The following is a 25,140-nucleotide window of genomic DNA, read 5'->3' on the forward strand; positions in this document are numbered from 1 at the left end:
TTCCTATAAGTTAACTGTGACCGTTTGTTTACCGATGCTGATTGTTAGTCGGTCGGCAAGTTGCGATTGCATATGTTCATTATAGAATAGCGCACTAGTTAATGGTAATTCAAATCGGACTCGAAGCCCACTGTGCGGTGCTAGCGTGACATGCTTGAATGCTCGGAGCATCCGTTTGCGTTGGATAACGTGTCCGCCGTGAAGCTTTAAAAATAGGAGGACACTATCGTTACCAGAACACTCCCCGGTGTTGGTGACTGTTAAAGTAACATGCAGCATCCGATCTGTAACTTGTGCGGTTAAATCATGATATTTAAAGTTGGTGTAGCTAAGTCCATAACCAAAATTAAATAATGGTTGACCTTGCTCATCATAATAATCGTCTTGTTTAGTCACGGCACGTTGATAATAATAAACGGGTAATTGCTGACTATTAAGTGGATAGGAGAGGCTTAGCCGACCACTAGGGTTGTAACGACCGCTGATTAATTTGGCCAGAGCAACGGCCCCCATTTGTCCTGGGAACCAACCGACTAATACAGCATTCGATACCGCTAAAACGGGTCGAAGGTCGTAAGGGCGACCTTGAATCATCACTGCAACGGTTGGTTTGTGGAGGTGACTAATTGCTTTGAGCAATTGTAATTGTTCGCCACCTAGGCTTAAGTCAGCAACGTCAACGTTTTCACCGGAATCCATATTGATTCCCTTGGATGAAACCGCACCATTCCGTAAGAATTCCATGTTAAAGTTACGGGCGCTAGATCCACCTAATGCTAATAGAATCACATCTGCATTTTGAGCCACTGAAATTGCAGTTTTAATTTTCCGTTGTTGGTCTTGGTGATTGCGAATTTCACAACCCTGAGCGTATGTGATAGTTGCATTGGGAAATTCACGCTTTATTTCGCTGACAATGGTTTTGCGCTGGTACTGGTCAGACTGGGGCGCCGTATAATCACCTAACAGATTGTAGTATGCGTTGGCGTTAGGGCCAATCACAGCAATGTTTTGTGGCTGCCCAGTCAAGGGTAACGTACCGTCATTTTTAACAAGCGTGATACTTTCTGCAGCCAGTTGTTCATTGACTTGTTGTGAGGATTGAATGACGTCGTCTAATTGGTGGCCAGGGTCACTAACATAGGGATGCTCAAATAAACCTAGTAAGAATTTAATGCTTAATACGTGGGCTACAGCACGGTCGAGTGCCTGACCGTCGATTTTTCCGGCATGAATTCCCGCTGCAATTTGGGTATAGGTGTCATCCCATAAGCTGAGATCAACCCCTGCATTAAGTGCAGCCCCAGCAGCTTCGGTTTGATCATCAAAAACATCATTTAATCGATCCAATGCAGTACCGTCCGCCATAACGAGACCTTGAAAACCATACTGGTCACGAACTAAGTCTTGCAATAAGTGGTGATTGATATGGCAAGGAATTCCGTCAACGTCGTTGTAGGCGGCCATGATACCCGCTGCATTTTGAACGCTCTGTAGCAAAGGGTGGTAAACTTCAGAAAATTCACGGTTCCCAAGAACAACGGTACCCGAATTGTGACCACCCTGTGCTTCGCCTTGAGCAATACAGTGTTTTAAGACTACACCAATCTGATCTGAGTGCTTGTTAATCTCGTCCGTCGAATCGGCAGTGAAGGGGTGGTCAGGTCTGATTAAATTTCCTTGGAAGCCATCAACGACTGCTTGGCTAAACCGAGCGGATAAGATAGGATCTTCGCCAAAACACTCCTCAGTTCGGCCCCAACGAGGATCCTTAGCTAAGTCTAGGGTCGATACTAGGGCAAGATTAACGCCCTTTAAAGCTAGTTCACGCGCCATCTGATGAGCGGATTCTCTAATCAAATCGGTATCAAAACTATTTCCACGACCAATATTAGTTGGATATGAAACTCCGCCCAAGCCTTGGTGCCCATGGGGACATTCTTCGGTAATTAGCGTTGGAATCCCCCAGCGTGAATGGGTAATAGCTGCGTGTTGGATGGCATTGCTGACGCGCCAAGCATCTTGGGGTAAGACGCCATTAGCGTAGTCTACTTTGGACCACGGGTCAGCCCTAAAAAGGCCGTAGATTGCACCTAACCCAGCACCCCAATCTAAATGTTTCGTAAAATCATCAGTAAGCTGAACAGCTTTTGTGGCAGGATCAAAATGGTATGTTTGCCAGCCGTAAAGATGTTGGTTCACTTGACCAACTTTTTCTTTTAAAGATAGCCGTCCTAAAAGGTCCGCGACTCGTTCCTGAATGGGAAGTGCGCTGTTTTGATATGGATATTTCATTATTAGCTCATCCTTACTTGTGAAAATCTAGTTGTCAGGGACAGCCTTGTTAGAAGCAACGACAAATGGCATAAAGAGAAAGACATCTAGTGCGATTAGCAAAATAGTTAAAATTGCAGCCATCCAGTTCCCACCGGTTGATAAGAATGCCATAAAGACTGGTGGCGTAATCCAAGGTGCTTGCGCAACGGTTCGACCGACTAAACCTACTGCGGTTAAAATATAAGCAATAATAATGTTAATTGATGGAATTAAGGCACATGGAATCATTAAGATTGGGTTCATAACAACTGGTAAACCGAACATGACAGGTTCAGTAATGTTGAAGAGGCTTGTTGGTAGGCCCAATTTACCGATTTGACGAAAGTCTTTCCGTTTAGAGAAAACAAAGATTGCAATTAGGAGTGGTAGGACACAGCCACCACCACCGATTAAGCCAAACGAGTTAATGAATGGTTCTGTAATAATGTTAGGAATCGCTTTATGTGCAGCGAATGCAGACATATTTTCCTGAATAGATTGCAGTAATGGTGCTTGGCGGATGGGTGCCAAAATATCAGAGCCATGCATCCCAAAGACCCATAAAACGTCAGAAATAAATTGAAGAAAAATGGTCCCACCAACGGAAAGAACGAAGCCCTTCAAGGGTGCTTGGATAGCTAAGTTAATGAGCGCTGGTACGTCTAATCCTGTGGTTTCAAACAGGGTGTAGGCAATCACCCCAAAGATTAAGACGACTAATACTTCGGGAACAAGTGAGTTAAATGAAGTTGCAACGGCCGGTGGAACAGTTTCTGGCATGTGAATCTTCATCTTTTTAAATTTAGTCAAATGAACAAAAATTTCGGTAGCAATGAGAGCACAGATCATAGCGGTGGCAAGTCCGGAAGCGGAAGTTAAGGTACTTGAGTAGACCCCGGTTGCTTGTGCAGTTTTGCCGTTAAGAAGCGTGACGGTCGTATTGATTGGCATTAAAATAAATAGGCAGGCAACGCTGAGAATGCCGGCATGGATTTCATTAAAAGACGGATCGGTAATCCGTTTATTAGCGACATACCAGTGTGCCAAGTTGGTCCCGATTTGATAGCAAACAACGATGGCTAAAATATTCATGGTCCCGTTATTGACAATCACAGCAAGATTAGCTAATTTACTCAGATTAATAAATTTATTAACCCATTCGTTCGAAAAAACAAGAGCATTTAACAGAATTAAGAACGAGGCGGCCATGATTAATGGCATCGTCACAATAAAAGCGTCACGGATGGCGAGTAAATGGCGTTGCTGGTTGATTTTTGACATGACTGGTAGTAATCGATCAGCCATTTTATCAACGAATTTCATGATATTCACACTCCTGTAGCAGTATTTTTGAACCGGTTCAAAAATAAGTATACTCGGTTATACCAACTTTGCAAGGGCTTTCATTATGATGGTTGTTGTTTTGTATAAGAATATCTATTCGAGTTGCATTTAACCGTACTACGCTGTACTATTTACTGATAACTAGTACAGTACCATACAGTGAAAGAGGTAATGGCCCTATGCAGATTGATCATGTCAGTGGCCAACCGTACTACGCCCAGCTCGTTGAGGGTGTTAAACAAGATGTTGAACACGGTATTTTACAAGTGGATGACCAGCTGCCGTCCGTTCGTGAAATGGCCCGCCAACATTTGCTTAATCCAAATACGGTCAGCAAAGCGTACAAACAGTTGGAAGCCCAACAAGTTATTCGCACGGTGCCGGGCAAAGGAACTTACGTTAACGCCTTTAACCCGACCTCAGTGCGCACCGAGTTACAAAAGAGGTTACAACAGATCGTCAGTCAGGCCCAACAAGCAGGCATTAGTTTTAATGAAATGCGGGGCTGGCTCGACCAGATGGAAGGAACGACGTTATGAGTTTAGTTATCAATAAGTTAAGCAAGCAAATTGATCAGCACCCAACCCTTGATGGCATCAGCTTCACGGTGCAACCGGGTCAAATCATTGGTGTTATTGGTCGAAACGGCGTTGGTAAAACGACCCTGTTTCGAACGATCAACGGCCAATATTTAGCCGACAACGGCAACGTGACGATTGATGGTCAAGTTTTGTCGGAGCACCCAGAGTTAAAAACGGAGCTGTGTTTCATTGATCCGTTAGCGAACTTCTTCCGGGGCGCCACGATTAAACAGATCCAAGGTTACTACCAGGCGGCGTATCCCCAGTTTGATGCTAAGAAGTTTGAATCGTTACTGAAACGGTACCACCTAATGGGCAAGCAAAAGTTACGGCACTTTTCAAAGGGAACCTTTGGCTTGTTTACCATTATCCTAAGCGTGGCGACGAATGCGCCGTACCTTTTCTTGGACGAACCACTCGACGGGTTAGACGTTTTGATTCGTAAAAACATTCTCAGTATTCTGATTGAGGAAGTCGCTGGGGGCAAGCGGTCGATTTTAATTGCGTCGCATAACTTGGTCGAATTAGGAGGTGTGATCGACCGGGCGTTAATGCTTAAGGATGGGCAGGTCGTCAATGATTACCAGCTCGAAGATATGCGGAGCCAAGCTCGTAAGATTCAGTTAGTTTACCGGGATAAAAAAGTACCGGCGTTGCTGCGGCAAGCGGGGCGGGTCGTTCACGTTTCGGGACGGGTCATCATTGTGGTATTTGAAAATTACACGGAAAAATTGCGGGAACAATTGGCTGCGACTCAGCCAGTCTTTCAAGAGGAACTACCGCTTTCGTTAACGGACCTATTTATGGCTAACTTAACGGATGAAGCGGATTACGAGCTATTATCATAGGAGTGAACGAGAACATGTCAAATCAAAAATTAAGACGGTTACTGTGGCGACATTACCGTATTTGGCTGTTAACAGCAGTTATTGTACTGATTGCGGCTGGACTAAAAGAAGGTATGAGTGTTGTCAATCAACCTAATATTTATGTGCATCCGGGGGCCTTTACCTTAGAAGAAGGTGGGGTATTAAGGATGCTCATCGCCGTGGTCGTCTACTTTGTGCTTGGGTTAACCATGTTTTTACATGATAATTGGACGAACTTCAATCACTATCTGTTTGCTTTACCCGTGGTTCGGCGACGAATCTACCGGCAAAAAATTGGACTGATGGTTGTAGCGGTAACGATTGGGTACATCTTGATGCAAGGCATTTACTTTGTCGCGATTCAGTCCGTTTTAGCTAAACGCCACGCCTACTTTATGTGGGGGAATTCTTGGCGAATCGAATTATCACGACTGATCCTGTTACTGGTCTTAATGATGATTGGGACGACGTTTGGCTTGTGGGTCGGTCATATTTTTGCAAGTGTCTTTGCTGGAATCGTCTTCTCCCTTAGCATGATTTTTGCGTATAATGGGATGATTAATTTATTATCCGGGATCTCAGGGATGCAATATCGTCAATTGGATATTTTAAATCGGTTGGATTCGGGCAGTTGGCTTGAATTAGGAGTTGCAATCATTGCGGGTGTTGTGTTTGGTGGCTTCCTATACTGGTTAAATGCTTGGGGCTTTGATCACCTATCGTTAGAAGATAGTCGTGAATTTTTCCGCTTTCCAGAGTTACGTTCCGCCGTATTATGGTTTTCCATTATTTATTTAATTATTGCGACCAGTTGTTCAGAATTTGGTCTGGAAATTCTGGGGATAATCACGGATAATTATCCAGAGCATATGCCAATCGGAACAGGGATTGTTATGGGCTTGGTGATTGGCTATTTGACCTGGAGTTTAGGCCGGTGGTTCTTGTATCGTCCCGATAAGTTTCGAGATGTATGGACGTTTAAAAAACTAAGTTAAGGTTACAGAGGCTTAGTCGCTTTCTGTGAATCCAAATTAGGAGGAAACATCATGCGGATGCATCGTTCAGTTTGTGGGATGATATGGCTTAGCGCCATTCTGTGCTTTATTTTAAAGATAGCGATTGGGGTGCGGGTAGACGCCGACGGATTGTTGGTGGAACCATTCTTCCTACTGCCATTGGGTTACGGATTACTTGCGTTAGCCATCGTGACGACCATTGTTTTAGCCGTGCAACGTTGGCGCCGGCGTGCCCATCATAATTAATAACACTAAAAACCGCCTGAGTTGTCAGCTGTACTGACACACTCAGGCGGTTTTGTTAGCGGCAAATTCTAGTGATCTATGAAGGATTAACGAATCTTATCAAGGCGTTTTGCAACGGTCTTGATGTTTAACAGGTCCCAGTCTTCCAAGTTATGCGAAATGGAGTTGTGACCCCAAGTCCCACAGCCAAGCGTTAGGGAAGGTGCAACGTTATCGTACTTGAAACCAATGGCCCCCTGTGAAGAAGGAACGTTGATCAAAGCCCGGCAAGCCGTCATTTCAAGCGCAAATTGGTTCATGACTTTTTCATCAGTTGTGTGTAGCGTTGCCGTGTGACCTAAGCCACCCAAGGAAAGGCTCCGCTTCATTAAATTGAAGCCGTTTTGCGTATCTTTAGCGTGAACGACCGCCAGAACGGGTGATAACTTTTCACGTGAAAAGACTTGGTCGCCACCGATATCTGGAATTTCAACGGCTAAGACCTTGGTGTCAACGGGAACGTCAAAACCGGCCCACTGTGCAATCTGCCAAGGCGTTTGACCAGCAACTTTCGGGTTAACGGCTTGCTTTTCCAAGTTCATAACGGTACTTTCAAGTGCTTTGAAGTTATCGGGGCCAACGAAGTAAACCCCGTTGTGACTGAGTTCGGATTTAACCTGATCGTAAATGCTGTCATCGACGATTAAGTTCGATTCGGACGCACAAATCATCCCGTTATCAAATGACTTGGAAATAATAACGTCACTAACGGCTTGTTTAACGTTCGCCGTTTTCTCGATGAAGCATGGCACGTTACCAGGGCCAACACCTAAGGCTGGTTTCCCGGTTGAGTAAGCCGTCTTGACCATGCCGGCACCACCGGTAGCAATAATCGTTGCCACACCTTTATGGTTCATTAAAGTGTTGGTGGCTTCTAAGCTAGGTTCCTTGATCCATTGAATCCAATCTTTAGGCGCACCCGCGGCTTCAGCGGCGTCACGAATGATGCGTCCAGTTTCAACACAAGACTTTTGTGCAAAGGGGTGGAATCCAAAGATGATTGGGTTACGCGTCTTCAACGCAAGCATGGCGTTAAAGATAACGGTCGATGTTGGGTTCGTCACTGGTGTAACGCCGGCAATAATCCCAACGGGTTCAGCGACTTTAGTAACCCCACTGACAGGATCGTCGTTGATGATGCCAACGGTTTTATCATCTTTAATGTAGTTATAGATATTTTTAGCGGCAAAATCATTTTTAGCCACTTTATCACGGTAGTTTCCACGACCAGTTTCTTCCACAGCCATGGCAGCTAGCATTCCCCGTGCTGCGTGGGCGGCGTGCGCCATGGCAGTAACGGCTTTATCAATCTGATTCTGATCCATGACTTCCAAGCGGTTGGCAGCCAAAGAGGCGTTTAACACAAGCCGATCAATTGATTGTTTAACTTCAGTTTTTTTATCAATTTCTTTCAACATCGAGGATTCCTCCTAAGCAATACAGTACTTGTTGTTTATTTCACAAACCCTATTATAAACACTTCTTCACAAATGTAAATACCTTAGATTGATTTCATTTATAATTTATATAATTGCGATGATGCCGGCATATAAGGACTGTATAGTGAAATTTAAGAAAGCGTTTACATTATTGGTGCTACGGCAATTAGTTATTTTATTCACAAATGAATTTAAGCTGAATTAAACCTAACAAAAGTTAGGACATAAAGATGGTGGTCCAAACTAAAATTTGAATTTAGGACGGTGATGGAAAGGCTTACATTAAAAAGTGGGCCAACTTACTGGTATTGCGGGAATTGTATTGGGTAATAAATATCGCAAATCGGTTATCACTGCCAAGTAAAGTGTGCTAAAATGAATGTGATTCAAAAATCGTATCTCTTAATTAACCTAGGAGGGTTATTTTTATGTCATTTGTAAATGCTGTTGATATGACACAAGACGCATACAAGAACCATTACGCTATTGGTGCGTTTAACACTAACAACCTTGAATGGACTCGTTGCATCTTAAAGGGTGCTCAAGACACTAACACCCCAGTTATTCTTCAAGTTTCAATGGGCGCTGCTAAATACATGGGTGGCTACAAGTTGGTCATGGACTTAGTTGCTGATGAAATGGAAAGCATGAACATCACTGTTCCTGTTGTTATGCATTTAGACCATGGTAACTACGAAGCTGCCAAAGAATGTATCGAAGTTGGTTTCTCATCAGTTATGTTTGATGGCCATGACTTACCATTCGACGAAAACTTAGCAAAGACTAAGGAAATCGTTAAGTTAGCTCATGCCAAAGGTATCTCTGTTGAAGCCGAAGTTGGTTCAATTGGTGGTGAAGAAGACGGTATCATCGGTGAAGGTGAATTAGCATCTGTTGAAGAAGCTAAGACTTTAGCTGCTACTGGTATCGACATTTTAGCTGCTGGGATTGGTAACATCCATGGTAAGTACCCAGAAAACTGGACTGGCTTACATTTCGATCGTTTACAAGAAATCTCAGACGCCGTTAAGATGCCATTAGTTCTTCATGGTGGTTCTGGTATTCCTAAGGACCAAATCGTTAAGGCTGTTGAAATGGGTATCAGCAAGGTTAACGTTAACACCGAAAACCAAGTTGCTTTCGCTAACGCTACCCGTGCCTACATCGAATCTGGCGCAGACCAAATCGGTAAGGGCTATGATCCTCGTAAATTATTAGCACCTGGTAAGAAAGCCATCGTTGATGTTATTACATCACGTATCGGCTGGTTCGAAACTCCAGCAGTTAAATAATTGGATTTTTGACTCAAAGAAAAAAGTCGACTTCGGTCGGCTTTTTTGTTTACTATTAAAACGAAATCAACCGTTCCGGCGGGTAGAACCGGTGTGCTGTGGCGGACGGCTCCAGCCATAGTGCGGTCTGGAGCCTCGATTCAAAGCCGACAAACCACGTCTTTGAATCGCCTTGCAACATCAGTCGGCTAGAAAACACCGTCTGATGTTGCTGACACAGCACACCAATTCTACCCGCCTTCGCTGAATACAGCTTTACAATTACTATTAGGTTTTAACTTAAGCCTGAAAAAATCGGAATCCCTAACCAAATTGTGGCAGGAGATTCCGATTTCTTCTATGCTTCCTGATTAACGGCCGCTAATAATTGCCGCTCGTTATAAAAGAGTAATGTGATAAACATGATGACGTATAAAATTAATGGCAACCAGGCGTAATTCAACGTGATCATGTGTTGGGTCGCGAGGTTTTGCGCGTGATTAGCCGTGTAGCCAGACAAGTGGAACAGTCCGGCCGTAATAAGACCGCCAAATCCGAGGCCAACGTTAACCCCGAAGTCATCCGTCGAAGCTAAAATTCCTTCGGCTTGGATACCCATAGTCATGCCGTAACGAATCGTATCGGCAATCATGATTGAAACGAGTCCAATAATTAAGCCGTTCCCAATTGAATTAATAAAGGTCCCAGTAAAAATAACGGCTAACTGATTGAGAATGGTTCCTAGGGCTAAAATTAATTGGCCAATGGTTGCTACGGCAATCCCGGTAAGCATCGTTTGTTTCTTGCCGATTTTTTTGGATGTCCGGACGATCAAAACCACGCCAATCAACGCTGCAAAGGTAAAACCGTTGACCAGTGGTACTAGGTTTTCGTTGTTTTGTAAATATTTAAAGTAGTAGATGGTCGTTTGATTCTTAATGGCGGTCGTCAGCCAATATAATAAAATGACGATGGAAATAATAAACCACTGTTTATTTTTCTTGAGCATTTTCCAAACGTCTTTGAGTGGTTGATGGGCCTGTTCTGGTTGGCTAAAACGTTCTTTCACTTGGAAAAAGGTGTTCCAAATCAGTGCTAGCGAAATTAGACCAAACAGGATAATGGTATAGAGAAACCCGCTCTGTTGATTACCCTTACCGAAGAAGCTGACTAGTGGCAACGTGAAGACCGCTACGATAATTTGAACGGCGCTACCGAAAAATTGGCGAATCACGCCGAGTAACGTTAGCTCATGCTCGTTTTTAGACAACGTCGGTAAGATGGATGTAATGGGTAAATTGACTGCGGTATAGAAGAAGCCTAAGCCGAGGTAGGTGATGTAAGCCCAGATGAGTTTACCGTTCCCACTAAAGTTGGGGGTAACGAAAGTCAACACGGCGAAGATCACGTACGGCAGCGCGTACCAGAGAAAGAAGGGGCGGCTTTTCCCAAAACGTGAATGGGTGTGGTCAATCATAATCCCAATAATCAAGCTTTCGATGACATCGGCTAAGCGCGCCACCACGAATAGAATGGCCGCCGCGCTAGCGGATAACCCGTAAACGTCTGTGTAAAAGAAAAGTAAATAGGTCGTCATCATTTGAAAGACTAGATTATCGGCCGCATCACTAAGGCCGTAGCTGATCCGCTCCGGCCATTTAGTTTGCCAAGGTTGATTCAAAGTATCACCTCATAATTAGTTTCGCATAGTTAAATTGTACACCAATTAAAAAGGTGGGCCCACCTATAAGCATCTGGATAACGGTTAGTTGCCATAAAAAAACTGATAAACAATAACAAAATGTTATGTTTATCAGTTTTTGTCATGCTTATTTAGTGGTCAGTTTACCGACTTTAGTTAGGGCTGGAATTAAGCCCAGGCTGTCCAAAGTCTGGTTAGGTAAGACGATCGTGTTGGAACTGCCGTCAGCCAAGGCTTTGACCGCTTCCGTGTTTTGGAAGATGAAGTAGTTCTCGGATGAAGCGGCTAAGGCTTCGTTTAAAATCCGGGTCCGGTAAGCATCGGCGTCAGCTTCCGTTTGGATTGCGGTTGCTTTAGCCGTTGCGCTGTTAACGAGCGCCTCGTTTTGAGCCTTGTTAGTTGCTAATAAGGCGCGGTTATTGGCTTCGTTTTCCAAGGTGATCGACTTGCTCTTCCCTTCGGCGGTCGCAATGGTTGCGTCCCGTTCCCGGGTGGCTTGCAAGAGCTTGTTCATTGAAGCTTGAATATCAGCGGAAGGGTTAACTGAGTCGATGTTGACCCGGTCGACGTTCAACCCGTAGCCAGCTGTAACGGAAGAAATTTCTTTGAACAACGCTGCGTTGATTTCTTGCGTCCCGTTCAGGACTTCGTTCAGTTCTTTGTTCCCAATGATGCCCCGTAAAGCGGCCCGGGTATCTTGAATCATACTCCGAACCGAGTCTTCGTTTTTAAATACAAAGTCTTCAATGTTGGTAACGTGGTATTTCAGTGAAATTTTAACTGAAATTTCGGCGTTATCCTTGGTAATGACAACTTGTTGGTTCAAATCGACTGGTGTTTGTGCCGTGTTGACCGTAATAACTCGTGAAATGAATGGTTTGATGAAGTGAAAGCCGGAACTCAAGACCCGTTCGAATTTACCAAAGGTTAAGACGACCCCCTGATTGGGTTGAGTAATGATGCGAATACTTGCAGCTAGGATCGCTACAACTAGTAAGATGATGATTAGCGCAATAATAATGGTTAGCATATTTTTAGTCCCCCTGTTGGTGGGAAACCACAATCTTAACAGTTAACCCGTGTGGTGTTGTCGCGACAACTTCCACTAAGTCCCCCACGTGTAACGAGGTTGTTGCTCGTAAGTTGTAATAAATGCCATAAAATGAAACACCATCGAGTAAATCAGCCAGTGTAATCGTAAACTGTTGGCCAATTAAACGCTCGTCTAGGTAACCTTCAGACATGTGTATCCCCACCTTTATTGTGATGTATTCAGTATAATCGGTTTCTGTTAAAATTCATAGTCACAGACCGGTAGGGAAACTTGACTGAGAAAACGGCCAATCAGCGTGTCTATTTATAGTATTAATCAATTATTTTATACAAAAAAACCTTCGTACGGGAATACGAAGGTCAAAAGGAGTAGGTCAACATATGACGGGGAATCATATGTTGATAAACTTGATGAACGTTTATTCATATAAGCGGGGGGACGTTCACATGCCGCTCATCAAGCTGTTAAAGCTTTTACACTTTAACGGATTTCATTACTTTGGAGGAGTAAATGAAAAGAATGTTAATTATTATAGTAGCAACCTTGGAGGGGGATCCTTAATTGCTATGAGTAAACTATAACAACGAAATATGAAGAAAGTGTGTCGTGAATTTTTCAAAAGTAAGAATAATTTTTTAAACTAAACTGATTATTGCTAAATGAATAAATTAATTTTTGGATTCATGATAAGTGTTGTTAAAATTTAGTTTTAAAAATTTGGAATCTGAATGTGGGTCCCGTTGAGACGTGCTTATCAGTAGATAAACTTTGTTAAAACAATATAATTCATCAACTAATTTTGATAATTGATTAGTGACAGAAACGGGTGCAATCGGTTGGCAATTCTAAGGGTTACACAAAGTGAATCAGTAAAATCACAGGTTTTATTAATGATTAATTCAAGGGCTTAATTACATTATTGATATTTGATATTATCAATTGTTTTGATTATCTGGTGATTATACATATTTATTAATTTTTAGCTGAAAATTAAATTATTTTTTATTGCGAATTGACACGCAAGCTGACTATTGCCAGTCTACCTAAAGCCACTTATACTCTAGTTGCACACAATTAAGGTGCTTACCATTTTTATTTCAGGGTAAGGCCATTAATAGAAAGAGGAGTGGCGTAAACATGAAGAAAACAATGATTGGGTCAGCATTACTTAGTGTCGTAGTGCTACTAGCGCCAATGAATGTTCAGGCGGCGGGAGATGGGACCACTACGGGTAATAGTGGTGAAACGAATGCGCAAATTACTTTTGAAGCAGCGAGCACTGATATTAAGCCAGTTAATCCTAATACGCCAAGTGAGACTGATACTACGAATCCTTCGACTAGCAATGTTACCTCACATGAAAATTCTACGGGACCGGCGTTGATTTATGTGACGCCCCAAATGACTTTTCATGGTGCTGATAACAAGACGCTGATTGACTTATATCAAAATAAAAGCTATTTTGCAACGGTTAGTAAGGATCAACCTGCAGCGAAGGCGGCGGAACCTTTTGATTGGAATAGTAAGTTCGTCGTGGAAGTTGCGGATGGTCGGGGCGCCGCTGCTAAATGGCAAGTCAAAGTTGCCGGAGATAAATTAAAGGGCGGGACTACTCCGGATACGATTGAAAACGCGACGATGGCTTGGCCGCAAGCTATTGTTAAAAACAGCAGTCAAGGTGATCTTGATGCGAAAGTTTCCAAGGACAGTTTGGAGATTACCCTGGGAGATCCCGCGAAAGCTATTTTAACGGCAGACCAAGGTGTGGGGGCCGGAGTTACGGCTGCCCAATTTGATCCTAGTGCGATTAAATTAACTATTCCTGTTAATTCGGCAAAGCCCGAAGCTTATTCAACGACTTTACATTGGACGTTGACGGATGAAGCTCAAAGTTAAACTAGACTAAGAGAGGCGGTCAACTGGGCCACCTTTTATACATAAGGTCGCAGTGCAAGGGGTAAAAAATGCAAGAAATAAAACGATTTTGGGGAATCGTCAGTTTAGGTATTGGCGTTGTGATGGGATTAGTGAGTAGTCAGGTGGGTTACGCCGCATCCACTAATCCGGAAAATAATATTGGGTTTAGCGTCTCCGCTCAGTTACCGAGCAATCAGCTGAAAACGGGACAATCGTATTTTGACCTCAAGATGCAGTCAGGACAGAAGCAGACGCTCAAAGCGGTTATTTATAATAGCACTAAGCGAGATATTAAAGTGCGGACGAGTATTCATACGGCTTATACGAATCAAAATGGTGCGATTGAGTACATTACGGCGGCCAAGACCTTTGATCCTTCATTGAAGTTTTCGTTAGCTAAGTTAACGAAGATTGATGGGGAGGCCGTTGTCACGGTACCGGCGAATGGCACTAAGACGGTCACCGCCAAAGTTAAAATGCCGACGACCGACTTTCAAGGGGTTCTATTGGGTGGTTGGAATTTTGAAAAAGTTGATGAGCAAGTCACTGGCCACGTTGACGGTGCCATGAATGTGCGTAACCAGTATGCTTACATGATTGCCATGAAGTATACGTTAGGAAAAGTGCCCGCACCAAAATTACTTTTAGCGCAAGTTAAGCCGGGGGTTGACCATGGCCATCAGACCATCTTTCCGATATTACGAAATGTCTCAGCGGTCATCGTGCCTAAACTAACTTTGAAGACTGAAATTACTGACCGCAAAACTGGCAAACTTGTTAAGCAGGCGACTAAGTGTGATGTCAGGTTGGCACCGAATTCAGTCTTTAAGTATCCAATTTTAATGGCGCCGGAACAATTAGCTGCTGGGCACTACCATTTGAAAATGACTGCTAAGAATCATCAGGGGCACTGGACGTTCGAAAAAGATTTTGATATTACGGCTAGTGCTGCTAAAAAATATCGGCGTGCATCAAACGAACACCGTGAAATCCAACCGATTTGGCTAGTTGCGTTGGGGGTTCTAGGTACGCTGATTTTTGGGGCGATAATTGCTTTGATTATTTTAATTATTCGTAGACATCGACAAGCAAAATAATTGGCGTGGACATGGGTAGGAGGAGTCGGAGCAGTGGTTGAATGGAAATGGGTCAAATGGGTGCTTCTCAGCGCGATTCTGTTAGTATTGCTACAATGTGGCACTGTTGTTAACGGTCAAGCAGCTAGCAGTGGGATCTATAAGGAAGATGTAATGAATGATAGCCATTTTAAACCAGTTGAAAAATCTGACAGTTCGCTGATTGACGGACCAGATATTAAACTGCAATCGTATCCATCTCTTGATAGAATCACCGCAAATTACGTTGATAATGGTCGTATAACAACAAAGACGACCCGAGTTTGGGTGCACATGCTAGGGTGGGCTATTTTACCATTTGGCAGTACCAATAAAATTACTGATGCACAAGTAGTCTTGATGACCGGTGATGGTAAACGACAACCAATTGTTGACATTGCCACAAATAAATTTTTTCCTAAATCGACAGATAATGAAAAAAGTAAGGACAGTATGCTTTTTCAAAGGTCACCTGACTTTCGTTTACAAGTTGATTTTTCAAAATTAAGTAAACTGTTTCCATTGCGTATTGGGTACCAATTAAAAACCACCCAGGATCCGAACCACTGGAGCACCTATTACTTAGGAACTTTCACCACTGATGGCGTGCTTAAAGTACCGACCATTGACGATGGTTTAGGGCCGACCAGTACGGTGATTACAGGAACTGGTTTGCCGGGATGTACTATAACGAGCGATGTTAATAATGAGACGACTACGGTTAAGGATGATGGGACGTACGCATTAGATTTAAAAACGCCCCTAGCAGACCATTTATTAGCTAATCCCGAAATAACAATCTCTGAAAATAATCAATTTGGTGATTTCTCTGAAGCGTCACAAAAGCAACTGAAAATGTCCAAAGCTGAAAATAATCCGGCCTTCCATATTGAAGATAATTTATCCTATCCTGAGGGAGCGACGGATGCTGAAGTCATGGACGATCTGCGCAAGCGCCTTGAAATTCAAGTTGATGATGAGCAATTGAAAGTGCAGTATGGAAGTTCTAAGCAGAACCTCGCCGCGTTTATTAATTCACAGGCGTGGGGAACGACGATTGCGATTCCAATATATGCCAAGATCCCTGGCTATATTCAGTCCAACGATATTATCGTAAAAATCACTAAAAAGATGGAGAACGTCATTTTTACGAACCAGAAATCGAACCTCTATTTTCCTAATCAACCACTGCCGTTAAATAATACTTCGATATGGTCGAACGATGTTTGGAAACTGTCGGTCGTTGATAGTCGGGTCATTGACCAAAAGTGGTGGACCTTAACGGCAATTGCAACAGAGTCGACTAAGAACAATGACAAACGAGATCTGAGTCCCTTTTTGTGGTACGTTGATGGGCAACAACAGCAGTTTCCGCTAAATCAGCTTGTAACGATCTTAGATTCACGGAAGACGACGCCGGTCAGTGACGTTGACGGGTCTAAAGTGTACGAACAAGTTTTTAAAGCGCGTGACAGTGGAATTATCATAAAAACCGATTCCCGAATGTCACCGGGTGCTTATGAAGCCACGATTACGTGGACCTTACAAATGGAGGCGCAAGATTAATCCTGAACGATGATATCAGCTAGTTAGTAGCGAATCATCGTTTTTTGTTGTTCGAATGCTTGATAAGTACGCGGTGGCCCATTAAAATTGCGTAAGAATTTTTTGTTAACGTTTCCATCAACCTAGCAATTTTAATTAGAGCGTGTAAAATTGAAGTGGTAGAACGTATTCATAATGATTATATAGAGGAGTGTTTACATGAACGAACAAGCATGTACCACCATTTTAGTTGGGAAAAAGGCGACCGTGGACGGTTCCACGATTATTGCCCGTAACGACGATACTTTTATGCCGATTACGCCACAAAAGTTCATCGTTCACCCAGCAGTTCACGGGCGGCACGAAACGCTGACTTCTGGTAAGAACGGTTTTACCGCACCACTACCAGAAGACGGGTATCGTTACCAAGCCGTTCCAAACATTGAAGTTGCCGAAAAGGGTGTCTTTGAAGAAAACGGCTTTAACGAAAAGAACGTTGGGGTTTCCTCAACCGAAAGTGTCTATGGTAACGAACATACTCTGACGTTCGACCCATTTATTAAAAATGGTTTGGCAGAAGATTCTTTACCAACGATGCTGACACCATTTATCGATTCCGCCCGTGGTGGGGTTGAATACTTGGGTAAATTAATTGCTAAGTACGGCTCACCCGAAGGTAACGGGGTCCTCTTTAACGATAAAAATGATGTTTGGTACATGGAAATCGTTACCGGTCATCACTGGGTCGCACAACGGATTCCTGACGACGCGTACGCAGTTGCCGCAAACCAAGTTGCCATCCAGTGGGTCGATTTCAATGATCCCGATAACTTTATGTGGTCCGAAGGCATTCAAGAATTCGTTGAAGAACATCACTTGAATCCGGATAAGGAAGGCTTTAACTTCCGTCATATTTTCGGGACGGATAATGAAAAAGACCGTCACTACAACACCCCACGGGTTTGGTATGGTCAACATTACTTCAATCCAGAAATCGAACAGGATCCACAATCTAGCGAATTACCATTCATTTGCCACGCTGACAAGAAGATTTCCGTTGCCGATGTGGAATATGTTTTAGGGTCACACTACAACGAAACGAAGTACGATCCATTCTTGAATACGCCGGAAGCGAAAAAGTTCCGTCCAATTTCAATGAACCGGACCCAAAACTCACACGTGATGCAGATTCGTAACGACGTGCCTGAAGAACAGAGTGCCATTATGTGGATGACCTTTGGGACACCTGCGTTCGCACCATTCTTACCATTCCACGCCAACGTTTCTGAAACTGATCCTAGCTTCGCGAACACACCGTTGAAGTACGATATTAAGAGTGCTTACTGGTTATACCGGACCGTTTCAATGATGACGGAAACCCACTACGCTGATTTCGTTCAAGATAACATTGATTACTTGAAAGAATGCCGCATCGAATTAGGGCAATTTGTTGCTGAAACGGATAAAAAAGCAGCTAAGTTGTCTGGAGATGAATTAACGGCCTTCTTAACGGAACAAGACAAAGTCATGGTTGCGAAGATGCGTGATAAGGCCCAAGATTTCATTGGCGCCTTAGTTACAAAGGGCTTAACGCTTTCAAAGTTAACTTATAACGTTGATATCAACCTTTAAACTTTCGCGTTGAGGACGTAAGTGTGTATAATTAAGGTACCAATCCTAAGGAGTTGATCGATATGGATGAAAACGTTCTTTTTAATCCAGGCGATGCGATTTCAGAATCGCATGATTTTAATCAAGCGCTCCGGAGTGCCGACATTTATAATGCACAGCACGGTCGTAAGCGTGGGTTACTGATTGCGCGCCCGCTGGAAGAAGAGCACGGTTATTCGGTGTTTTATGCGGATGATTTGATTGCAGCGGATGGCCCGAAACCTAAGCCAGATGCACGTAAATACCACGTAGAGAAACGAATTCCCAAAGAATAATGTAATAGTTTAACAAGTAACGGAACGACCCTTAACGGGGGCGTTCCGTTTTTTTGAGATTAATAGTAACCCACCATATTGAAAACGGGTTACTGTTAGCTTAAACTGTTAGTAATTCATAAAAAGGGGTGTGCGGGGCATGACAAATCAACAACAGATTAAGCACTTAACACAGACCGCAATGGTCACGGCGCTAATTATTGTTTTAGGCTTCTTTCCGGGGATTCCGTTAGGCTTTATACCGGTACCGATTATTTTGCAAAATATGGGGATCTTTTTAGCGGCCGAATTATTAGGGCGCAAATACGGCACGGTTGCCGTAGGACTGTTTCTAGCCTTAGCTGCGTTGGGACTACCAATTCTATCGGGTGGTCGCGGTGGTGCCGCGGTCTTCGTCGGTCCAACGGGTGGTTACTTAGCCGCGTGGCTGTTGGCGCCGGTCTTGATTGGCACCTTGTTACAACGCACGCACGCCGCGGAAGCGCAAAACTGGTGGCGGGAGTTATTGATCGTTTGGATTGCCGGAATTGGGTTCATCGACATTGTCGGGGCTGTTTGGTTGGCCGTTCAGTCGAACATGGCCTTGCCCGTCGCGCTGTTATCCAACTTAGCGTTTATTCCTGGGGATTTGATCAAAGGGACGTTAGCCGTCGTTATTGCCCGCCGTGTTCGTAGTGTTGTTGACTTTGGCATTCCGGCTTAGAGGGAGATAGCAATGGTTATATCAACAAAAGAAAAAATCTTAACGGCGTTGATGGCCCACCCCGATGAGTGGTTATCTGGGGATCAGTTGGCACAACAAGTCGGTATCAGTCGTGAAAGTGTTTGGAAAGCCATTAACAGCTTACGCAAACGGGGCCACCAAATTGCGAGCCGCAAGAACCGGGGGTATCAGTACGCGGGAAGCCAACAATTGGACGAGTTGGCGATTAAAGTCACGGCTGGCACTGGGTTTGACGGCGTGATTCAGGTGACTGACCAAACGACCTCAACGCAGGACTTAGCGAAGCAATTTTTAAGTCAGCACGCGCAACCACAGTTGGCTGCTTTTATTGCCAATCAGCAGACGGCTGGCTATGGTCGGTTAGGGCGGTCATTTTATTCACCTGGTCAAACGGGATTGTATTTCAGTTTAGTTTTACCTAATCCTAGTAACGACTTGTCGCGGGTTGGTTTACTGACTACCGGTGTCGTTGTCAGTGTTGTGAAGGTGTTACAGCGTTTTTTTCCAACCCAAGATTTTGGGATGAAATGGGTCAACGACATCTTTTTAAACGATTACAAGGTTGGCGGAATCATTACCGAAGCTAGCATGGAATTAGAATCAACCTCGGCGTCCGCCTTCATTGTTGGTGTCGGTTTAAACTTAACGACCGCAACGTTTCCACGGGGACTAACGGCCATTGCTCAGGGGATTGATCCCCAAGCGAGGGTGGACCGCAATCGGTTAGCAGCCGCCTTACTCAGCGAATTAGTCGCGGCTTATCAGCGCTACCCGACGACCGCATTTTTACCCTTTTATCGGGATAAGTCGGTGGTGCTTGGCCGTGCAGTGACGTTACAAGTCGGACAACGGACGGTTAACGGAACGGCGGTAGCCATCGATGATCAGGGCGGCTTAGTCTTGAAATTATCAAATGGTCAGCAACAAAGTTTTACGAGCGGTGCAGTGACGCGGGTGCGTCGAGCTTAAAGCACACTAACAAAAATGACCCGTCAGAAATTAAAACTTTTCTGACGGGTCATTTGTATTAGTAGCTTAATTTTTAAAGGTTACCGGTACTTTTCAGCCGTTTTTCTAAGAGGTAAGCGTCCATGTAACCAAAGGATAATTCAACAACTTGGTCAAGTTCAATTAACGTGCCAACGTGGTTGATTTGGTTTTCTTCATCCACACTGTAGAAAATGAAGTGGCCGTTTGTGATGGCCCCAGGATAACCGGTCATCGCTGGTAACATTGGATTTTCAGTCGTTAAGTGGACCAGGTTATTGAAGGTTCCCGATTGACGTAAAATGGCCTCGAATAAATCGGTCGTTGCGTCGAATAGGCGTTCATTGTTCAAAACAGGTTGAACGTCGAGTTCGTATTGCCGGTTTAATTCGATGAATCCACACATGGTTTGTAAGTAGTCGGACTGAACTGTTACGGATTCAATTAACGACTGCCGGCAAAGCGTGTACCCGCCGAACTGGCCGGTCATGTCGACTAGGTTTAATAGGACGCTATCGCTGTTGAGGGCGTTAACAAAGCCAACGAAGAACATGTCGGAGCCGTCCGCTGAACGGATCGTGATCAGTTGATGTTTCTGTTGGGCCTGTTTTAAAGTTTCAGCAATTGCAGCTTTGCCGGAAATCTTAATGGCATCTTCATGCTGGTACTTCGTTTTAACAAAGGTACTCTCTAATAATAGTTCGTTGCCACGAAATTCGATAATTTGAACCGCGTCAAGAGCTAACGACTGCGTGTCGTTGTTGTGAAAGTTAAATTTATCGAACGTCTTGAATTCAAAATCGGTTGCATTAATGTTGGTGACTTGGCCTTCAATGTACTTATCGTTATTGGCCAAGACGAGTAGGACGACTTGCTGGCTAGCGACCGCTTTACCCATGATTTGGGATAAAGCAGCGTGACGGTCATCTAAGTGGAGTGGTTCTTGTGGTACGGCATTCAGACGCTCTGCCGTGGCATTCTCCAGTCGAAACGCCATGTTGTCTAAGTCTTCACTCATCATTTCGACTTCATCGATAACGTCGTAGCGCATAAAAACGGCGCCATCCTGTACCCCGGCGTCATCGTAAGTGTTCATGACCACGCCATCGGGTGCCAGACTATCGATATAACCGGTATAAACCACTTCGCTATTAGCCTGATAAAGATTGATGAGGTGGGCTTGTTTTGCTGCTACTTGCAGGTCTTCCATAATTGTACTCATCGTGTCTAACCCCCTTAAGTTTGTATGCTTTATCATAGCACTTTTTGGCTAATTGCCGGTACTTTTAGTCACCTGGGGCCTGGTTTGGTAAGTGACTAAGCTTGCAATATATCTAAAAGATATATATACTAAAACACGCGAAAGATAGGTGACATTGGACGATGTATGAACTTTTTATTCTTGGCCAGCTGATGGATTATCCGATGACCGGGTATCAACTGCGCAAAGCGTTGACTAGCGTGGTTGGTCAGGAGTTAACGATCAGTTTTGGGGCACTCTACCCCTTGATGGATAAGTTAGCTGCGGCGGACTTGCTGACGATGGATTTCAAACGCACACCAAGTAAACGACCGCAAAAGCTAGCGACGATTACGGCTCGTGGGCAAAAACGGTTTCGCGCGTTGGTCCTAGCACCCGTAGCGCTCAATAAGCAAACCCAATTGACTTTTCAAATGAAGGTCAATTTTTTACATTTGCTGACGATGGCGGAACGCGTCATGGTACTAACGGATTTTCAACAATTTATCAGTGGCCAGTTAACCCGCTTGGCGAGCCAAGCGACACATATTCATCATAATCCCAATATGTTAGCGGCCGATATTCAAGACGCGTTATTGGTGAATGACTTGCAACGCGTACGGGCGCAGGCCCAATATAACTGGGTGACCCAACGATTAAATCAAATGGAACGGGAGAAATAGAAAACATGAAAAATACAGCTTTTGCGATGGACCCGCAAATCCAAAAGCACCGCTGGTGGATTTTAGTAGCGGTTTGCCTATTTACCTTTATGTCGACGCTAGATGGTAGCATCGTTAATATTGCGTTACCAGTGATGAGCAAAGACCTAGGCATACCGATGAACCAAGCGGAATGGGTCGTTTCGATTTATTTGATTGTGATTTGCGCACTACTGCTATTATTCGGAAAATTGGGCGATACCTTAGGTAAAATTCGAATCTTCAAAATCGGATCCGTTCTGTTTACGGTGGGGTCGTTACTGGCAGGATTTAACTCTGGGCTGACCTTGCTGCTGGTCTCACGGGCCGTTCAGGCGGTGGGCGCAGCCATGACGATGAGTACGAATAACGGGATCATCACTGAAGTGTTCCCGTTTAAAGAACGCGGGCGTGCACTGGGGATGATTGGGTCCTTCGTTGCGCTTGGAAGTATTGCTGGTCCTGGGATTGGCGGGTTAATTCTAGCCCACTTAAGTTGGGGCTATATTTTCTGGATCAACATTCCGGTTGGCATTGTTGCCATTATTTTAGGCGCTATTATCTTACCGAAAGACGTAACCACGACGGCCCAACCACTGGATAAACTCGGTTCCGGATTGTTCGCCGTCTTAATGGTGACGTTGTTTGCGGGAATCTTCATTGGGCAAGAGATTGGGTTTGCGAAGCCCGTCATTTTGTTGCTATTTGCGGTATCCGCCATTATCTTAGTCGCCTTTATCCGGGTAGAATTACACCATGATAACCCAGTGTTAGCGTTGAAGCTGTTCAAGAATGCTCAGTTTAGTATCAGTATTCTCTGTGCCTTACTGATTTTTATTGCTAACTTTTTCTTCAACGTTATCGCGCCATTTTATTTGGAAAATGCGCGGGGCTTAGCGGCTAATTACGCGGGTTACGCATTGATGACGTTCCCCATTGTCCAGGTCATTGTGGCCCCGATTGCCGGGGCGGTTTCGGATAAAATTGGCCCAGAATTATTAACGTTTATTGGCTTAATCTTGATTTCAATCAGCCAGATTGGTTACATGATGGCCAACTTAGCAACACCGTTGTGGATCTTCATGGGCTTTATCGGCCTCGTTGGTTTTGGTAACGGGATCTTCATGGCGCCGAATAACTCGATTGTAATGAGTTCGGTACCAGTCAAAGACCTTGGTGTTGCTGGCGGGATTAACGCGTTAGCACGTGAACTGGGAATGATTATCGGAATTTCAGCTGCAACGACCGTGCTATTCTCAGCGATGAGTCGTTCAGCGGGGTACAAAGTTACATCGTACTTGCCAGCTCACCCAGAAATCTTTATCTCCGGGATGCGCGTGGCCTTTATGGTGTCACTAGTGATCTGTTTGGTTGCAACGGTGATTACCGGGATGCGGCTGTTTAAACGGCAACGTGCTTAAAATTAATGCCTAAAAAAGAGAGTGGGCCAAAAGGCGGTTAATGCTCGCAAATTGCCTTTTGGCCCACGTTTCGACCATAACAATAGGAAAAGCCAACCAGAAATTTTCTGATTGGCTTTTTGAGTCTTATCCCGAACTCTTTTTGATTGAATGTTAACCCTTTAAGTAACCGTAACTCCCTAAAATAACGAGGATGTAGCCCGCGACAATAATCAGTGACAACAACATGCCACTGCCTTGCTTAAAGCCGCGCGACTGACAAAAGTTTAAACAACTACTCGTTACAATGGTGAGCGTTAACCCAATAAGAATGACGCTAAGTAATTGACCCCAACGACCAAATAGAGCACAACCAATCCCAACAATCGTCAATAGAATAATCACCAACCAGCGTTGGCGCGTCGCTAATTGTCGTCGCATGTTTGATCCCACCATCTAAATAGTTAATGTGTTGAATGTTCTGTTTAGTAAAATTTTAACATTGACAGTAGACTTTTTCCAGTCGTTTCAGGGAATTTGCGGGCTAATCTGGGATTCTTATGCGCGTTTTTCTTGTTGTTGATTGGCTTGCTGGGCCAAAACGTCATCAAAAGCGTGGAACTTTTCAATAATGGTGTTGGCAGAGGCTTGAAATTTAGTTTCTTCATCATTGGTCAATGCTAACGTCGTGACACTTTCAACGCCGTCTTTACCGATGATGGCCGGTTGTCCAATGTAGGTTTCGAAACGGTCACTGTAAGCAGATACTGGGCAGGCGAGGCGGGCGTTAGCGAAAACGGCTTCGCTAAGTTTAACCGCGCAGGTCGCAATGGCAAAACTCGTGTAGCCCTTCCCAGAGTGAACCGCCCAGCCACCGTGGCGTGCTTCAGCTTCTAGCGCGTCTAAATCGAGGTCGTTCGTTTTAGCTAGTTCAGTGATTGGAATCCCGTTGACTTGGACGGTGGACCAGGCACTGAATTGGGATTCCCCGTGTTCACCGTAAACGTAGCCGGTCACGTTTTTAGGATCACAGTCGAAGACTTCGGCCACGACCTTTTGCATGCGGGCGGTATCGAGAAAGGTCCCGGTGCCGAAGACTTGCTGGCGGGAAAGGCCGGTTGCACGTTGGAAGTAGTGGGTAATGGCGTCACATGGATTCATCGTATCGATAACGACACCGTTAAAGCCGGTTGCTTTAACTTTTGGTGCGATATCTTGAACGATTTTGCGGGTGTATTCGAATTCCGCCCACCGGTTACCGGAAGCGTGATCTAGTGCGTGGATGTTGCCACTGGTAATGAATAAGATATCTGCGTCCGTTAGTTCCGAGTAGTCGTTAATTTTAATAATGGTCCGGCTATCCAAGCGCGCCTGAGCATCTTGTAAATCCAGTTGTTCGGCCCGGGCCTTTCCAACGTTCGTATCAATCAAAATCAATTCATCAGCGATTCCTTTACAGACAAGGGTATAAGCAATGGTGGCGCCAACGTGGCCCACACCGATAATGGCATATTTTCGCATAAACAAAGCCTCCGATTTTATTATTAAGACTATATCTAATAATCTAATCATTATTTAATAATGTTGACAAGTTTACAGCGGTGACCCGGAAGCGTCAATCAATGAAAAGGGTTACGTTTTAAAAACGTTATTTTCTTAATGGTGAAGGGGAACACACCCGTCGACGG

Annotated in this window: 23 protein-coding genes; 14 read left to right on the top strand and 9 right to left on the bottom strand. The window is 44.3% G+C overall.

Going from position 1 to position 25,140, the window contains the following annotated elements; translation table 11 throughout:
* Positions 1-3 precede the first annotated feature (3 nt).
* A complete protein-coding gene (locus IV64_RS06555) occupies positions 4-2,295 on the bottom strand; it encodes a glycoside hydrolase family 3 N-terminal domain-containing protein (RefSeq protein ID WP_057706392.1) in 2,292 nt (763 codons plus the stop codon).
* A gap of 27 nt (positions 2,296-2,322) precedes the next feature.
* Entirely contained in the window at positions 2,323-3,639 is a 1,317-nt protein-coding gene (locus IV64_RS06560) for a PTS sugar transporter subunit IIC (RefSeq protein WP_057706394.1), read from the bottom strand.
* 200 nt (positions 3,640-3,839) lie between these two features.
* Here IV64_RS06560 and IV64_RS06565 point away from each other — a divergent pair, with 200 nt between their 5' ends.
* From IV64_RS06565 to IV64_RS06580, 4 genes are read left to right on the top strand one after another with little or no spacing between them, the layout of a single operon-like run.
* Positions 3,840-4,199, top strand: coding sequence for a GntR family transcriptional regulator (locus IV64_RS06565; protein ID WP_057706396.1), 360 nt, complete (start codon positions 3,840-3,842; stop codon positions 4,197-4,199).
* Entirely contained in the window at positions 4,196-5,089 is an 894-nt protein-coding gene (locus IV64_RS06570) for an ATP-binding cassette domain-containing protein (RefSeq protein WP_057706400.1), read from the top strand. The genes IV64_RS06565 and IV64_RS06570 overlap by 4 nt, the downstream gene beginning before the upstream one ends.
* Before the next feature lie 14 nt (positions 5,090-5,103).
* Positions 5,104-6,105: a hypothetical protein gene (locus IV64_RS06575; protein ID WP_057706401.1), complete on the top strand. Its 1,002-nt coding sequence runs from the start codon at positions 5,104-5,106 to the stop codon at positions 6,103-6,105.
* A 51-nt stretch (positions 6,106-6,156) separates the two neighbouring features.
* Positions 6,157-6,372, top strand: coding sequence for a DUF3955 domain-containing protein (locus tag IV64_RS06580; RefSeq protein WP_057706404.1), 216 nt, complete (start codon positions 6,157-6,159; stop codon positions 6,370-6,372).
* An 86-nt stretch (positions 6,373-6,458) separates the two neighbouring features.
* On the opposite strand, the gene IV64_RS06585 is transcribed toward IV64_RS06580, so the two are convergent.
* Positions 6,459-7,829 carry an aldehyde dehydrogenase family protein gene (locus IV64_RS06585; RefSeq protein ID WP_057706406.1) on the bottom strand — a complete coding sequence of 457 codons (1,371 nt, stop codon included), beginning with the start codon at positions 7,827-7,829 and terminating at the stop codon, positions 6,459-6,461.
* Between the two features lie 449 nt (positions 7,830-8,278).
* Between IV64_RS06585 and fba the strand changes: the two genes are divergently transcribed.
* Complete coding sequence (fba, locus tag IV64_RS06590) at positions 8,279-9,142, top strand: class II fructose-1,6-bisphosphate aldolase (protein WP_057706408.1); 864 nt, start codon at positions 8,279-8,281, stop codon at positions 9,140-9,142.
* Positions 9,143-9,479: 337 nt separating this feature from the next.
* On the opposite strand, the gene IV64_RS06595 is transcribed toward fba, so the two are convergent.
* The 3 genes from IV64_RS06595 to IV64_RS06605 form a co-directional block, all read right to left on the bottom strand.
* Positions 9,480-10,802 carry an MFS transporter gene (locus IV64_RS06595; protein ID WP_057706411.1) on the bottom strand — a complete coding sequence of 441 codons (1,323 nt, stop codon included), beginning with the start codon at positions 10,800-10,802 and terminating at the stop codon, positions 9,480-9,482.
* A gap of 148 nt (positions 10,803-10,950) precedes the next feature.
* A complete protein-coding gene (locus IV64_RS06600) occupies positions 10,951-11,853 on the bottom strand; it encodes an SPFH domain-containing protein (protein WP_057706413.1) in 903 nt (300 codons plus the stop codon).
* Positions 11,854-11,857: 4 nt separating this feature from the next.
* A complete protein-coding gene (locus IV64_RS06605) occupies positions 11,858-12,067 on the bottom strand; it encodes a hypothetical protein (protein ID WP_057706415.1) in 210 nt (69 codons plus the stop codon).
* 947 nt (positions 12,068-13,014) lie between these two features.
* Between IV64_RS06605 and IV64_RS06615 the strand changes: the two genes are divergently transcribed.
* The 7 genes from IV64_RS06615 to IV64_RS06645 all read left to right on the top strand — a co-directional run bounded on the left by IV64_RS06615 (position 13,015) and on the right by IV64_RS06645 (position 20,093).
* Positions 13,015-13,773 (top strand): WxL domain-containing protein, encoded by a 759-nt coding sequence (locus IV64_RS06615; protein ID WP_057706419.1) that lies wholly within the window; start codon positions 13,015-13,017, stop codon positions 13,771-13,773.
* A gap of 68 nt (positions 13,774-13,841) precedes the next feature.
* Positions 13,842-14,891: a WxLIP family cell surface protein gene (locus tag IV64_RS06620; protein ID WP_057706421.1), complete on the top strand. Its 1,050-nt coding sequence runs from the start codon at positions 13,842-13,844 to the stop codon at positions 14,889-14,891.
* 33 nt (positions 14,892-14,924) lie between these two features.
* The gene (locus IV64_RS06625) at positions 14,925-16,475 is read left to right on the top strand and encodes an Ig-like domain-containing protein (RefSeq protein WP_057706424.1); all 1,551 of its coding nucleotides are present in this window, start codon (positions 14,925-14,927) and stop codon (positions 16,473-16,475) included.
* Between the two features lie 198 nt (positions 16,476-16,673).
* Entirely contained in the window at positions 16,674-18,086 is a 1,413-nt protein-coding gene (locus IV64_RS06630; RefSeq protein ID WP_057706426.1) for a C69 family dipeptidase, read from the top strand.
* A 62-nt stretch (positions 18,087-18,148) separates the two neighbouring features.
* Entirely contained in the window at positions 18,149-18,400 is a 252-nt protein-coding gene (locus tag IV64_RS06635) for a hypothetical protein (RefSeq protein WP_057706428.1), read from the top strand.
* 139 nt (positions 18,401-18,539) lie between these two features.
* Positions 18,540-19,103, top strand: a complete 564-nt coding sequence (locus tag IV64_RS06640; protein WP_057706430.1) for a biotin transporter BioY — start codon at positions 18,540-18,542, stop codon at positions 19,101-19,103.
* An 18-nt stretch (positions 19,104-19,121) separates the two neighbouring features.
* Positions 19,122-20,093 carry a biotin--[acetyl-CoA-carboxylase] ligase gene (locus tag IV64_RS06645; RefSeq protein WP_057706601.1) on the top strand — a complete coding sequence of 324 codons (972 nt, stop codon included), beginning with the start codon at positions 19,122-19,124 and terminating at the stop codon, positions 20,091-20,093.
* A 73-nt stretch (positions 20,094-20,166) separates the two neighbouring features.
* Here IV64_RS06645 and IV64_RS06650 read toward each other — a convergent pair whose 3' ends face one another.
* Positions 20,167-21,333, bottom strand: a complete 1,167-nt coding sequence (locus tag IV64_RS06650) for a hypothetical protein (RefSeq protein WP_057706432.1) — start codon at positions 21,331-21,333, stop codon at positions 20,167-20,169.
* A 161-nt stretch (positions 21,334-21,494) separates the two neighbouring features.
* Here IV64_RS06650 and IV64_RS06655 point away from each other — a divergent pair, with 161 nt between their 5' ends.
* Entirely contained in the window at positions 21,495-22,034 is a 540-nt protein-coding gene (locus IV64_RS06655) for a PadR family transcriptional regulator (RefSeq protein WP_057706434.1), read from the top strand.
* Positions 22,035-22,039: 5 nt separating this feature from the next.
* Entirely contained in the window at positions 22,040-23,473 is a 1,434-nt protein-coding gene (locus tag IV64_RS06660; RefSeq protein ID WP_057706436.1) for an MFS transporter, read from the top strand.
* Between the two features lie 153 nt (positions 23,474-23,626).
* Here the strand turns inward: IV64_RS06660 and IV64_RS06665 are convergent, their stop codons facing one another.
* Both IV64_RS06665 and IV64_RS06670 read right to left on the bottom strand, forming a co-directional pair.
* Positions 23,627-23,893, bottom strand: coding sequence for a hypothetical protein (locus tag IV64_RS06665; RefSeq protein WP_057706438.1), 267 nt, complete (start codon positions 23,891-23,893; stop codon positions 23,627-23,629).
* Positions 23,894-24,010: 117 nt separating this feature from the next.
* Positions 24,011-24,973, bottom strand: a complete 963-nt coding sequence (locus tag IV64_RS06670; protein ID WP_057706441.1) for an L-lactate dehydrogenase — start codon at positions 24,971-24,973, stop codon at positions 24,011-24,013.
* Positions 24,974-25,140 lie beyond the last annotated feature (167 nt).

It is taken from the genome of Lactiplantibacillus xiangfangensis (assembly GCF_001438845.1).
Taxonomy (GTDB): domain Bacteria; phylum Bacillota; class Bacilli; order Lactobacillales; family Lactobacillaceae; genus Lactiplantibacillus; species Lactiplantibacillus xiangfangensis.

Bases quoted from the DNA above. Each gene is read 5' to 3' on its own strand.
- IV64_RS06555 (WP_057706392.1), bottom strand. From the start codon at position 2,295: ATGAAATATCCATATCAAAACAGCGCACTTCCCATTCAGGAACGAGTC.
- IV64_RS06560 (WP_057706394.1), bottom strand. From the start codon at position 3,639: ATGAAATTCGTTGATAAAATGGCTGATCGATTACTACCAGTCATGTCA.
- IV64_RS06565 (WP_057706396.1), top strand. From the start codon at position 3,840: ATGCAGATTGATCATGTCAGTGGCCAACCGTACTACGCCCAGCTCGTT.
- IV64_RS06570 (WP_057706400.1), top strand. From the start codon at position 4,196: ATGAGTTTAGTTATCAATAAGTTAAGCAAGCAAATTGATCAGCACCCA.
- IV64_RS06575 (WP_057706401.1), top strand. From the start codon at position 5,104: ATGTCAAATCAAAAATTAAGACGGTTACTGTGGCGACATTACCGTATT.
- IV64_RS06580 (WP_057706404.1), top strand. From the start codon at position 6,157: ATGCGGATGCATCGTTCAGTTTGTGGGATGATATGGCTTAGCGCCATT.
- IV64_RS06585 (WP_057706406.1), bottom strand. From the start codon at position 7,829: ATGTTGAAAGAAATTGATAAAAAAACTGAAGTTAAACAATCAATTGAT.
- fba (WP_057706408.1), top strand. From the start codon at position 8,279: ATGTCATTTGTAAATGCTGTTGATATGACACAAGACGCATACAAGAAC.
- IV64_RS06600 (WP_057706413.1), bottom strand. From the start codon at position 11,853: ATGCTAACCATTATTATTGCGCTAATCATCATCTTACTAGTTGTAGCG.
- IV64_RS06605 (WP_057706415.1), bottom strand. From the start codon at position 12,067: ATGTCTGAAGGTTACCTAGACGAGCGTTTAATTGGCCAACAGTTTACG.
- IV64_RS06615 (WP_057706419.1), top strand. From the start codon at position 13,015: ATGAAGAAAACAATGATTGGGTCAGCATTACTTAGTGTCGTAGTGCTA.
- IV64_RS06620 (WP_057706421.1), top strand. From the start codon at position 13,842: ATGCAAGAAATAAAACGATTTTGGGGAATCGTCAGTTTAGGTATTGGC.
- IV64_RS06630 (WP_057706426.1), top strand. From the start codon at position 16,674: ATGAACGAACAAGCATGTACCACCATTTTAGTTGGGAAAAAGGCGACC.
- IV64_RS06635 (WP_057706428.1), top strand. From the start codon at position 18,149: ATGGATGAAAACGTTCTTTTTAATCCAGGCGATGCGATTTCAGAATCG.
- IV64_RS06640 (WP_057706430.1), top strand. From the start codon at position 18,540: ATGACAAATCAACAACAGATTAAGCACTTAACACAGACCGCAATGGTC.
- IV64_RS06650 (WP_057706432.1), bottom strand. From the start codon at position 21,333: ATGAGTACAATTATGGAAGACCTGCAAGTAGCAGCAAAACAAGCCCAC.
- IV64_RS06655 (WP_057706434.1), top strand. From the start codon at position 21,495: ATGTATGAACTTTTTATTCTTGGCCAGCTGATGGATTATCCGATGACC.
- IV64_RS06660 (WP_057706436.1), top strand. From the start codon at position 22,040: ATGAAAAATACAGCTTTTGCGATGGACCCGCAAATCCAAAAGCACCGC.
- IV64_RS06665 (WP_057706438.1), bottom strand. From the start codon at position 23,893: ATGCGACGACAATTAGCGACGCGCCAACGCTGGTTGGTGATTATTCTA.
- IV64_RS06670 (WP_057706441.1), bottom strand. From the start codon at position 24,973: ATGCGAAAATATGCCATTATCGGTGTGGGCCACGTTGGCGCCACCATT.